Source organism: Mangrovimonas sp. CR14 (genome assembly GCF_011764015.1).
GTDB classification, from domain to species: Bacteria; Bacteroidota; Bacteroidia; order Flavobacteriales; family Flavobacteriaceae; genus Mangrovimonas; species Mangrovimonas futianensis.
Window position 1 is genome coordinate 329,873 of sequence record NZ_JAAFZY010000004.1, and the last position, 12,473, is coordinate 342,345.

Sequence of the window (12,473 nt, forward strand, 5' to 3'; positions counted from 1 at the left end):
ACGTAGTCATTTACCTGGGCTATTTAATAATTTGCGCTAAGTAAATGATAAGGAAAATGAATATAAGTGTCATTATACCTACAAGAAATAGAATCGATTTTGTAAATCCATTAATTGAGGATCTATTAAATCAAGATATATCGGATTTTGAAATCATTGTTGTAGATCAATCGATAAACCCTGTAGAGATTAAGAATTGCAAGCACATCGTTTTAGATTCAACAGGGCCATGTATATCTAGAAATGTTGGAGCTCAAGAAGCAAAGGGCGATATTTTAGTTTTTTTAGATGATGATGCCAGAATCGATTCAAATTTTATACGTGAAATCACCACTCCGATTATTAAGGACGGTTTTCATGCTGTTGCTGGGGCAAATTGTGATACTGAAGGCAATTATTTGGCAAAAAGTCATGATTATTTTGACTATCGAGTGGATAATTTTATCAAAGTCTTAACAAGAAATCCAAATTCAAATACATCTAGAATCTGTATGTCATTTCCAGGTTGTTGTTCAGCCATATTGAAACGTGTTTTTGATACCATTGGAGGCTTTGATGAGCAGTTTGACCCTACAGGTGCCGGAGAAGATAGAGATATAGCCTTAAGGCTTTTTAATAAAGGATACATGACGTGGTATAATGCCCATGCTAAATTATATCATATAGGAGCTTCTTATGGAGGCACCAGAGATGTTGGTAGTAGACCCTTAATGTTAGATGTCCATTCCTATGTGATGTGTAAAAAATACTTTTCACCCGAATTAGCCAATGCTTTAAGAACAACTATTTTAAAAAGTTACCAAAGAAATTTTTATAAATCACTAATTACTTTAAATTTAACTAGGACAAAATTTAGATTGTACAAGAAATTAAAAGGCTTATTAAAATAAAAGAATGACTATTATATCAAGAATCAAAAATGCCATAAAAAAGAACAATTTGTCATTCTATGAATTAAGGCATCATAAAAAAAAATCTGATGATATTTATTCTATGGCTGTTCTACAATCCCTATTAATAGGCTACCCTTACATACCATTTAATGGCGGAGCTCTTAGACCCTTTTGTATAACTTATATATTAAATGAAATTGTTATAAATCAAAGACAGCGTGTTTTAGAGTTTGGTTCTGGTATTTCTACCATCTTGATGGCTAGGTTGATAAAAAAAAATAAGCTAGATGCGAAAATAATTTCAATTGAGCATAATGAAGCTTGGGCAGAAACTTTAAAAGAATATTTAGATAATGAAGATTTACTAAAATTTGTAACTATTATAAGAGTAGATTTAAAAGATGTAACGACCTCAAAGGGAACTGTTAATTGGTATGATTTTAATGTCCTGACATTTGCCCTAAAAGAAAAGAAGTTTGATTTAGTAATCATAGACGGCCCGCCTGCAAATACTTCAAAATTACAATACTCAAGATTTCCTGCATTGGAAAAGTTGGAAGATATTTTAACAAGTGATTTTTGTATCGTTTTAGATGATGTTAATCGTAAGGGGGAGCAGGCACTTGTTGAATTCTATAAACAAAAAAATAGAAATGTAACCTATAAGATTGTAAGCGAAACCCTTGGGGTATTTAGAAATAGGGATAAATTTAGCCCAATTCCAATTCGTTATTAATGTCTTTAGAAGTAGCGATATTTACAGCGATATTTGGTGGTAAGGATTGTGTAAAAGATCCCTTAAACTATGTGGAAAATGAACATATAGATTACTTTCTTATTACCGATGATCAAGAATTGAGATCCAATTGTTATAACATTATACATAAAAAACCAATCTATGATGATATTACTAAAAATGCCAGGTATTATAAAATTTTAGGGTTAGAGGCTTTTAAAAACTATGATTATGTCATTTGGCATGATGCCAACATGCAGATAAATCACGAAGAAGTCCCAAACTTATTAAAATTTGTCTCTAAAAATGGATTGGCATTTTTTGATCATCCTGAAAGAGATTGTGTTTATGATGAAGCTATAAAATGTATAAAGTTGGAAAAAGATTACCCACACCAATTGCTTAAACAGGTGTTAAAATATTTCTTGAAAGGGGTAAAAAATAATAAAGGTCTTTTTGCAACGGGTTTATTTGTTAGAAACAATAAATTTAATAACGAGGATTTTTTGAAAAGTTGGTGGTTTGAGACAAAAACATTTTCAAGACGGGACCAAATTTCTTTATCCTATTGTTTGAAGAAATTTCAAATTATTCCAATTAGGATTAATGGAGATATTAGAAATAATGTATATTCAATTTTTCATAAGCATAATCATAACAGATATGAATTTTTAACAACCCAAAAGCAGATTCCTTTTCTTGTATTTCAAAAAAAAATGACAATAAGAATCATATTACTTTTAAAGAAAATAAATTTTGGAGGAGTATAATACATCTTATATAGGTTTAAGGATGGAATTATTAAAATTGATGGAGGGTCATTTTAATAAGGTATTGGACGTAGGATGCGCATTGGGAGTCAATGGCGAGTATTTGCTAAAAAATAAAATAGCTTCTTCTGTTTATGGAATTGAGTATGATGCCAAAATGGCAAGTGAAGCTGCAAAAGGCAATAGCAAAGTGTTTTGTGGAGATTTAAATTCCAATGTATTTAGACATACTGTATTAAATGAATCACCCTTATTTGATTATATCTTGTTTGGAGATGTGTTGGAGCATTTATTACACCCGAAGGATGTGCTTACAGACTTCAAATCAAGGCTTAATGAAAATGGTAAAATTATTATTTCCTTACCCAATGTTGCTCACATCGAATTATTCATTCAAGTTTACCTAAAAGGGACGTTTCCACAGAATCCTAGAGGTATTTTTGATAAAACCCATTTACGGTGGTTTACTCGCAAGGATGTTTATGATTTAGTTGAAGCATCAGGATTGAAAGTTGTATTATATAAACGAAAGTATAGATCTCGGGATGCCATTGGTTCTAAGTTTGATTGGAAATTTAAGTTGTTGAAACGGATTAATAAAGACTTGGTAACCTTTCAACATATTGTTGTTTGTACGCATGAAGACTAATCTTTATATCATTATAGTTGCTTATAATGGGATGACATGGCTTTCTAAATGTTTAAAAAGTTGTGAATCTTATAAGGTAATAGTTGTAGACAACCACTCCAGTGATGGAACCGCTGCTTTTATTCGGCAAAATTTTCCTGAAGTGGTTTTACTTCAACAAGACACTAATCTTGGTTTTGGCGCAGCTAATAATATAGGGATCTCCTATGCTTTAAATAAAGGAGCGGATTATCTGTTCTTATTAAATCAAGACGCTTATTTAGAACAGGGAACTATTGAAAAATTAATACAAGTTCATAAGATAAACACAGATTTTGGAATTTTAAGTCCCATTCATTTCAATGGAATTGGGAACCAACTAGATTATAATTTTTCAAAATATATTAAGGAAAATACAAATTTGCAACTAGATTTAAACAAACACTTATATAACCAAGAAGTTTATGAGTTGTCTTTTGTGAATGCCGCAGCCTGGTTGTTACCACGCAGTACCTTGGAAATTATTGGTGGCTTTGATCCTATTTTTCACCACTATGGGGAAGATGTTAATTATTGCCATCGTGTATTGTATCATCATTTCAAAATAGGTGTTGTTCCTGAAGTATATATATATCACGATAGAGCATATAGAAAGAGAAAGAAATTCAAGAGTCAAGCAGATGAACTAACGTATTATGAACGTGGGTTAAAGCAGTCCTGGGCTAATATTAATGTTGAAATTGAAAGTAATGTTAGAATAAAAAAGCAAATTATAGTAAAGACTATTTTGAAGCTAATTTTAAAGTTAAAGTTTACTGAGGCTAAATTTAATATGGATAAATATGGGCAATTAAAGAATGTTCTTCCTGAAGTTATGAACAGTCGGAAGAAAAATGCAGAGATTGGCTTACATTACTTAAATTTAAAAAACGAGTGAGAGGTATTAATATGACTTAGTTTTGTTTATCGAAATTGCTTTGCAGCTTTTGATTAAACCAAACTGAAAACTTTCTAGCACCTAAATAATTTAGGTGTTGTAAATCTCCAAACTCATCATTATGCAGTTTATAATCCTTAAAGTCTAAAAAAGGAATACTACTATATTGTTCATCTTTTATTTTTTGAAAAATAGCCTCATAAGTATTTCCGACAAATTTTTGGTGATATGGGCTTCTTATGAGGTAAACAGTTTTATTTCGCTCTTTGCAAAGTTCTACCATCTTTTTCAAATAATTTAAATCATATGATGAAATGTTAGCTGTTGTTCCTATTTGTTCATGCTGAAATGAATTAGTTAAAGTGTCTAATATTTTTTGGGTTTTATTTGATTTTAAATAGTGATATCCTCCTATGGAATCAATAAAATTTTCATTATTATTTATAATTCGGTTGATATTGGTCCCAATGGATTTCAAAGTTGCATGTTGGTATCCCAAGTAATTTTTTCTTGCCAACAACAAGTGATCTTTTGGTTCTAAAAAAGCATAATAATGTGGGAGATTGCGGGTAATAAATTGATCTCTCCAAATTTTTTGATCTTCTCTTGCCATAATGTTTGTAGGATTAAATTCTATAAAAACCTCTTGAATTTGTGGGTTTTGTTCTAAAACCTTTTTTAGTTTTTGGTAATTGTAAAAATAAGCCTCCGCAGATTTTGACAAATTTTTGAAGTTAGGTATTAAACTGTCATTAAAAGCGCATTCAGGTTGAGAATGTCCGATAATAATTTTATCTATATTCTTGTTAAATTTAAAGTTGGCATTTTTATCAATTATATAATTAATAGATAGGCTTAATAATAACCATGTGCCATAAAAATAGCATATGAACTTAATGACTTTATTTAAAAAAAGCTTCATAATTAAAACTGAAAATAGATAAAGGCCTGCTCATCTCTACTATACCAAAAAATAGCAATTATTAAACAATAATAGAATGTAAGCCTTAAAGGACGTTTCCAACTAAAACCAAAATTTTCTAAAGCATATTGATTGTGTCTTCCAATCCATTCTATTAGTAAAAAAAGAAGTATAGAAATAATTAAATAGGTTGGCCGTATTTCAGGGATAGAAAATAAAGAAAAATTAAAAATTCCAATTAAATAGTTGCCTGCTTCTCCTATAGAGGTTGCTCTAAAAGGGATCCATGCTAATGTGGTAAGCCCAAATGTTATAATCATTAAGGAAAATTCCCTAAGGGTTGGTATTGTATTATACCTTCCTGCAATATTTACATGAACTTTGTTGGTTTTAGTCAATAGTAGAGGTAGATAGAATATGGCATGAAGCGTGCCCCAGGCAATAAAAGTCCAATTGGCCCCATGCCAGAACCCACTTACCAGAAAAATAATAAACACATTTCTAATTTTATGCCAGGTTCCACCACGACTACCGCCAAGGGGAATATAGAGATAATCTCGAAACCATGTAGAAAGTGAAATGTGCCAACGCCTCCAAAACTCTGCAATGTCTCTTGAAAAGTATGGGAAGGCAAAATTTTGTTTAAGGTTAAATCCAAACAGACGGGAAGTGCCTATTGCTATATCGGAATACCCAGAAAAATCGCCATAAATTTGAAACGCAAACAAAATAGCCCCTAATAAAAGTGTACTGCCAGAATATGATGAATAATCACCAAAAATGATGTTAACAAATATAGCGCAGTTATCGGCGATGACAATTTTTTTAAACAAGCCCCAAAGAATTTGACGCATTCCATCAACTGCTTTTGAATAATCGAAAGTTCGCCTTTTATAAAATTGGGGTAGCAAATTAGTAGCTCTTTCAATTGGTCCGGCAACCAATTGGGGAAAGAAGCTCACAAAAGCTGAAAATGCAATGAAATCCTTGGTCGGTTCAAGTTGCCGCTTGTAAACATCTATGGTGTAGCTTAAAGTTTGAAAGGTGTAAAAACTAATACCAACCGGTAAAATAATGTTTAAGGAACTAGACTTGATGGTAGTTCCGAAAAATGAAAAAGCGGTTATGAAATTATCGAGAAAAAAATTATAGTATTTAAAAAAACCAAGACATCCAAGATTAAACAGGATGCTAATCCAAAGTAGTTTTTTTCTTTTGGTTTTGTTTTCCGCTTTGGCAAGTCCAAGACAGACACTATAATCAATTATCGTGCTAAGCAGGATTAGGGCTAAAAACCTAAAGTCCCACCATCCGTAGAATACATAACTTGAAATGATAATTAAAAAATTTTGTCGTTTGAGATTGTTGTTAACTACAAACCAATAGAGTACAAACACTATAGGTAAGAAAATGGCAAAGTCAATGGAGTTAAAAAGCAATTAATCGTTGTTTTGAATAAAAATACTATTTAATAAATTATAATGGAATTTTTTCTCATACTATAATTTTTATTAACGAATATCCGTTATCTATCATAAGAACAATGCTTTTGTCAAGTCGAGCGCAGTCGAACCTCATTAAGAATAAGTAAGACTTAAAACCTCTCGACTGCGCTCGAGGGGACAGCTCTTTATGAATGATTACGGACAATCGTATTTTTAATAAATACATTTTAATTTAAGCGAAGAATATTTTAAAATGTCATTCTGAAAAGTGAAATCCTACACTAGTTATTTTGCAACTTTTGGTTTATTATCTAAATAGTATCTTATACCAAAAGCCATTAGTGGTTGGTTTAATCAAATGTTTTGTATTTCTTATACATAGCTTCAATTTCTTCTTCTGTATAAAAAAAATGAATGATATCCGTTTTTAATAGTCTGTCTAGATAAGATTTCGGGTATTTTATATTACTCTTAATTTCTTGATATTTGGTTTTGTATTCTCTATCTTCACTATTATTAAAATGAGGTAAATCTTCAATATTTAGATATTTGCATATTTGACTTTTGTTATTGTTTAATTTTTCTAAAACATAAATCATAACTGTGTTATTATTTGGTAATTTATAACATTGCAAACCCTTTTCTTTGTTGAATGACATTTTATCAATTCCTGTGATTTCAAAAAACTCATAAAACCAATCGTTAAATGTATTATGATACCCCATTTTAAAATATTTTTGAATCAAATCATCATTATCCATTTTAGATAAATCATTTTTAGAACAGATAAAACAATATTCACCTTTGTAACCATTCTTTTTTGTTCTTACATCATTGTAAAAGTCACGAGCATATGTCTGGAATAAATAGGATAAATTTCTATCAATTGGATTTCTTACACCAACAATTATTAAGGTATTCTTATTATTTTTTAGTACGGTTCTTAAACGTAATAGGGAATGCCCATGATTAACAAGATATCTCTTATCGTGTTTCATTACGTGTTTAAAACTAGCGCTTCCTACTTTTGCAACTGTAATTATTTCGATACGTTTTAGCAATCTTATTGTCAACAAAAAATTTTTGGCAGTTTTTTTTAGTTGTTTTTTAAAATGGGTAAATGCTTTCAATTTCTTTATTGGATTTGTTATATTTTATATTAAAAAACGGTTTGCTTAACTAAACCAAATACTAATAGTATACCCAAGTGAGCAGGACGATTTATATTTAGAAAATTTTGAATAGCGGCATACGGGTTAGTCATAACATCACCTTTAGAAGTATTTTATAGTTCCTTTTTTAAATCTATTTGTGTCGTCAGACTACATACCATTGACTATTTTGTTTTAGTTATCTTTTTCATGCATTGCTGTATACTTGCACTATTCTTTAATAATTCAATTAATCTTATTGTTCTTAAATTTCGGCCCTCTTTGTTCAAATGATATATAGTATCAAAAAATAAACTGTCATTAAAAATAAAATCCTTAGGAGTACCTAAAGTTTCAATTAACAGGTTACTCATCAAGTCTTGATGTAATTTATCTATAATTTTTTTATTCTTTTTATATTCTGATTTAGGGTAATTGGGATATATAAAAAAAACATGTACCCCTATGGAATTGGCATAATCAAAAAAATCATTAAGGATTTCAATACCCTCCCAAATTCTATATGATAAGATAGTTCTATTAGCTATTTCTTTTGGAGGAATTAGGTCTAAATGAGATACGACATCACCAAATTTATTAAATCCTTTCCTCGAGTATATGGAGAATGAAGTATCTACCTTTCTGGATTGGTTTATTGATTTTAAGTTTTTTCGGGTCTTTTCGATATGAATGGAAATATCTTCTTTCATATTTTTTTTGAAATATTTAGATGCGTTGGGATACAACGTCTTAGTGTAGGTTTTTAAACGATATGACCCTTTTTTTTCTAAAAAATATTCAATAGATAATATGATGATATCATCTTTTTTTATTGAGGTTTTTAATTCATTAATTATAAATTCTAAACCTAACCCAGCATGTAAGCCTAGGTTAACAACAGGAATAGATAAATCCTTCTGGATTTTTTCGCTATTTATTCCAAAAGCTAAGTTGGAACCTCCCGCCAAAATGATTTTGGGACTATTGATTTTCCCAATCCTTTTATGTTTATCCTCAATTGCGGCCAAATAGTCATTACTTTTCTTATCATCCCCATTTACGATATAAGAAACAACTAAATATCCTCCTAGAATAATTGAAAAAGTAAAAAGGCTCTTGAAAATAAATTTATTCATATGTGCGTTAAGAGGCATATTTCATACGAGACTTTACGTTAATTTTATTTCTAAACCTTTATTTAATGCTTAATTCCCTTTTAAGAATAGGATCTAAAAATACATTTCTAAAAATTACTTTCCAACACTCATTTCATCTATAATCAACTTTATTTACAATGATAAAATAAGAAAAAAGTAGGTTCCTATAATTTTTCAAAGGAAGCTTATAATATTCTATCCTGAATTAATTGCGGGTAGGTTTATTATATTGCAGTGATTATTTCATTCGCAGGTTAATCTATGGCAATAAGTATTATAACACCTCATTTTAATAATTTTGAAGGTATTAAACAAATATATGATTGTTTAGTAAAACAGAGTGCTAACGATTGGGAATGGATTATAGTTGATGATTTTTCAGAGCCTTTGGTTAAAGCTTCTATTGTTGAGTACTTTAAGCAGAATAGTAACTCTAATATTGAACTCGTTTTTACCGATAAAAAAACAACTGCTTCTGTTTGTAGAAATATTGGTATTAACCTCGCCTCATACAAGTACTTAGTTTTTTTAGATTCAGATGACCTTATCTCAGACGACTTTGTGAGTAATAGGCTTATTGAAGTTGAAGATTTTGTCGTATTCAAAAATTTTAATCTTTTAGATGAATATGGGAATAGCAGGCCCGCACCTTCGGCCAATGCCAATTATTTAGATCATTTTTTACAAGCCAAATTTATTTGGCAAACATCCTGTGTGCTATGGAATAAAGCGTTTCTTAAGAGTATTGGGAAATTCAATACAGAATTAAACAGGCTGCAAGACGTGGAGCTATTTATTAGAGCGCTTTTGAATAGTAAAAGTTATAAGGTTATTGATAACAAAGTTGATTTTTACTATCGTGTTGCCCCCATAGATATTAAAAAAAAACCTGTTCATCTTATATGCGGAGCTGTTGACTTTTTGATTACTTATATGCACGTCCATTACCAATTGGATAAGCGACAAAGGAGTTTAGTGACTGGATATTACTTTTTATGTATACGCTATTTTGGAAAGTCGAATAATAAAGGAGATTTGTTTTACCTACAAAATAGTTTAAGTTTGTTTTATACAAAAAAATACATGTCTTTTTTAAGTTATATGAGAGCTTCTTCTTTTTTGAAATTATATAAATACCATTTAATATCGAGAGACATGTTTATCCGATTGAACCGATATTTTTATAAATAGTGTCTGGGAAATGAAAACCTTAAAAACACCTATTTTACCCATCGGAAAAACTGTAGTCAAATCTCAGGGTAATCATGAACTAGATTTAGAGGCCATATGTTTTTTTGTTGCTTGCGGTTTTTTCCTCGATTCAGATACTTATTGGAAGGATGAGGTTGTACTTTCTCCAGGTACCCAATATCAATTAGATGACAACCATAAAATTATTTCTTCTAAAAAGTGGTTTCAATGGCATTATTCACCAAGAAATATTGGTTTTGATGATACGCTTCGGGAGTTTACGAGCTTATTTGAAACTATCGTAAAAGAACAGACGGATAACAAAAAAGTCATTTTACCCATATCTGGCGGGTTAGATAGTAGAACACAGGCTGTTGCGCTTCGGGACCATCCTAAGGTTCATTCCTATAGTTATGAGTATGCCGGAGGCTATCCAGAAACTAAAATAGCCCAAAGAATAGCTAAAGCGTGCGATTTCACATTTACTTCTTTTACCGTTCCAAAAGGTTATTTATGGGATTGTATTGAAGACTTAGCTGACATCAATCAATGCTATTCGGAGTTTACCCATCCGCGTCAAATGGCATTTATAGATGCTTTTAAGGGGATGGGTCATGTGTTTTCTTTGGGACATATGGGGGATTTAATGTTTGACTCCTTTGGATTACCCCAATTGTCTTTTGATGAAGAAATTGCCGTATTAACGAAGCTTCTTTTAAAAAAAGGAGGAGTAGAACTAGCCAGTTCTTTATGGAACGCTTGGGGTATGGGAGGTCGTTTTGAAGATTATTTTGAGAGGCGTTTAAGGATGCTGTTAAAAGGTATTGAAATAGAAGATACCAATGCCAAATTGCGTGCCTTTAAAACCAAGTATTACGTATCTCGATGGTCTTCCAATAACTTATCTGTTTTCGAGAGTGTACATCCTGTGACATTGCCCTACTATGATGATAGAATGTTTGAATTTATCTGTACGGTACCCGAAGAACATTTGGCAAATAGACGCCTTCAAATTGCATACATTAAGAAAAATGCTCCAGAACTGGCCAAGATTACTTGGGAGGGACAACGGCCTTTTAATTTAAATTCATACCATTTAAATAAATCACCGTATAATTTACCGTATAGGGTGACCAATAAAATGAAAAGAGCCTTTAATGAGTTGATTGGTAAACCTTATATTTCTAGAAATTGGGAATTGCAGTTTGTTGGGAAGGACAATGATCAACCATTAAAAAAATGGTTATTTGAATCCAAATTAAAGGAACTTGTTCCAAAGGAGATTATAAAGGAATTCTATGAGTATTTTAAACAAAAGGATGCTTTAAAATATTCTCATTCTGTAAGTATGCTATTAACTTTGGCATTGTTTCAAGAGAGATTTCATAAGAAACCGGAATTGTAATGTAATAAATAATAATTTTTCTGTGAAAGAGTATACTTATACCATATAATTCAATTAAAATGCGAAAAAATAGGTCTTGCTGCCAGTACATATGAAAAATTGTAGCTATCAGCTCCCTTCAACAAAATGACTTCTAAAAAAATCAAAATATTATTTACCATCACCAATTTTGATACGGCGGGAAGTGGTAAAGTAGTCTATGACTTGGTAAATAACTTAGACCGGACTCTTTTTGAGCCTGAAATTTGTTGTTTTCACAGTCGCGGCGCTTTTTTTAAGGAAATTGAAACCCTGAATGTAAAGGTTCATTTGTTTCCTTTTGCTATTGATTACCGCCCATTTTTTACATTTCCCTTTAGGCTTATAAAAACCATTCGCTTTTTTAGAAAGAAGAAATTTGATATCATCCATTCCTGGCACTGGAGTAGTGATTTTTCTGAGCCTTTAGCAGCAAAATTAGCTGGTATTCCTTGGATTCATACTAAAAAATCTATGGGTTGGGGGAATAAGGCTTGGAGATGGAGAAGTGCCTTAAGTTCTAAAATTATTACAATTAATTCGGATATGAAATCCTTTTACTCTGAAAAACTACTTAAAAAGGTTGAAGAAATTCCTTTGGGCGTTGATACCAGCTATTATAATCCTGACTTTAAAAGTGATCCTATGGTTTTGCAAGGAATTGATATTGACATTAATGATTTTGTCATTGTTTCTGTAGTGAATCTAATCCCTGTTAAAGGCATTGAAGTATTAATAAATGCCATTATTGAATTGGATAAACCAGAGGTCAAACTTTTGATTGTAGGTAATGATCAAGGCAAGTATGCTGATACCCTAAAAGCCATGACCAAGGGCATTGAAACCATTTATTTTGTAGGCAAAAAACTAGATGTTAGACCTTACCACGCCATTTCCGATTTGTTTGTGATCCCGACTTTAGAAAGAGGAGAAGGGCTTCCTATAGCACCTTTAGAAGCCATGGCTTCTGGAAAAGTTGTTATTGGATCAAATGTTAGTGGCGTCAAAGATATATTGGAACCTTTCCCAAACTGTTTGTTCGAGCCCAATGATGTTGAGAGTTTAAAGAAATCTATTGTTACAATAATGAAGATGAGCAAAGAAGATCGCAATATAATGGGAAAGCAAATGAGAGCTAGAGCGGAAAACACCTATTCCGTAGAAAAATTTATTAAATCGCATACTGAGCTTTATAAAAACCTACTCTCTAAAAATTAAGA

The 12,473-nt window shown here is 31.2% G+C and carries 12 protein-coding genes; 8 read left to right on the forward strand and 4 right to left on the reverse strand.

The window, feature by feature from the left end; translation table 11 throughout:
* Positions 1-56: 56 nt before the first annotated feature.
* Genes GZ212_RS10265 through GZ212_RS10285 form a run of 5 tightly spaced genes read left to right on the forward strand, consistent with a single transcriptional unit; the run spans position 57 to position 3,964 of the window.
* Positions 57-890, forward strand: a complete 834-nt coding sequence (locus GZ212_RS10265) for a glycosyltransferase family 2 protein (protein WP_166959696.1) — start codon at positions 57-59, stop codon at positions 888-890.
* 4 nt (positions 891-894) lie between these two features.
* On the forward strand, positions 895-1,629 hold the full coding sequence (locus GZ212_RS10270; RefSeq protein WP_166959699.1) for an O-methyltransferase: 735 nt from the start codon (positions 895-897) through the stop codon (positions 1,627-1,629).
* The gene (locus tag GZ212_RS10275) at positions 1,629-2,399 is read left to right on the forward strand and encodes a glycosyltransferase domain-containing protein (RefSeq protein WP_166959702.1); all 771 of its coding nucleotides are present in this window, start codon (positions 1,629-1,631) and stop codon (positions 2,397-2,399) included. Before GZ212_RS10270 ends, GZ212_RS10275 begins: the two co-directional genes overlap by 1 nt.
* Positions 2,400-2,421: 22 nt before the next feature.
* Positions 2,422-3,048: a bifunctional 2-polyprenyl-6-hydroxyphenol methylase/3-demethylubiquinol 3-O-methyltransferase UbiG gene (locus GZ212_RS10280; protein WP_166959705.1), complete on the forward strand. Its 627-nt coding sequence runs from the start codon at positions 2,422-2,424 to the stop codon at positions 3,046-3,048.
* Positions 3,038-3,964, forward strand: a complete 927-nt coding sequence (locus GZ212_RS10285) for a glycosyltransferase family 2 protein (RefSeq protein ID WP_166959707.1) — start codon at positions 3,038-3,040, stop codon at positions 3,962-3,964. The genes GZ212_RS10280 and GZ212_RS10285 overlap by 11 nt, the downstream gene beginning before the upstream one ends.
* A gap of 16 nt (positions 3,965-3,980) precedes the next feature.
* Here GZ212_RS10285 and GZ212_RS10290 read toward each other — a convergent pair whose 3' ends face one another.
* The 4 genes from GZ212_RS10290 to GZ212_RS10305 all read right to left on the reverse strand — a co-directional run bounded on the left by GZ212_RS10290 (position 3,981) and on the right by GZ212_RS10305 (position 8,618).
* Positions 3,981-4,886 carry a hypothetical protein gene (locus GZ212_RS10290; protein WP_166959710.1) on the reverse strand — a complete coding sequence of 302 codons (906 nt, stop codon included), beginning with the start codon at positions 4,884-4,886 and terminating at the stop codon, positions 3,981-3,983.
* Between the two features lie 2 nt (positions 4,887-4,888).
* On the reverse strand, positions 4,889-6,325 hold the full coding sequence (locus GZ212_RS10295) for an MBOAT family protein (RefSeq protein ID WP_166959713.1): 1,437 nt from the start codon (positions 6,323-6,325) through the stop codon (positions 4,889-4,891).
* 356 nt (positions 6,326-6,681) lie between these two features.
* Positions 6,682-7,461: a putative capsular polysaccharide synthesis family protein gene (locus GZ212_RS10300; protein WP_166959716.1), complete on the reverse strand. Its 780-nt coding sequence runs from the start codon at positions 7,459-7,461 to the stop codon at positions 6,682-6,684.
* A gap of 206 nt (positions 7,462-7,667) precedes the next feature.
* Positions 7,668-8,618, reverse strand: coding sequence for a hypothetical protein (locus GZ212_RS10305; RefSeq protein ID WP_166959719.1), 951 nt, complete (start codon positions 8,616-8,618; stop codon positions 7,668-7,670).
* Positions 8,619-8,900: 282 nt separating this feature from the next.
* Between GZ212_RS10305 and GZ212_RS10310 the strand changes: the two genes are divergently transcribed.
* The 3 genes from GZ212_RS10310 (at position 8,901) to GZ212_RS10320 (ending at position 12,471) form a co-directional block, all read left to right on the forward strand.
* A complete protein-coding gene (locus GZ212_RS10310; protein WP_166959722.1) occupies positions 8,901-9,830 on the forward strand; it encodes a glycosyltransferase family 2 protein in 930 nt (309 codons plus the stop codon).
* A gap of 10 nt (positions 9,831-9,840) precedes the next feature.
* Entirely contained in the window at positions 9,841-11,235 is a 1,395-nt protein-coding gene (locus GZ212_RS10315) for an asparagine synthase-related protein (protein WP_166959725.1), read from the forward strand.
* A 126-nt stretch (positions 11,236-11,361) separates the two neighbouring features.
* A complete protein-coding gene (locus GZ212_RS10320) occupies positions 11,362-12,471 on the forward strand; it encodes a glycosyltransferase (protein WP_166959728.1) in 1,110 nt (369 codons plus the stop codon).
* Positions 12,472-12,473: the final 2 nt, after the last annotated feature.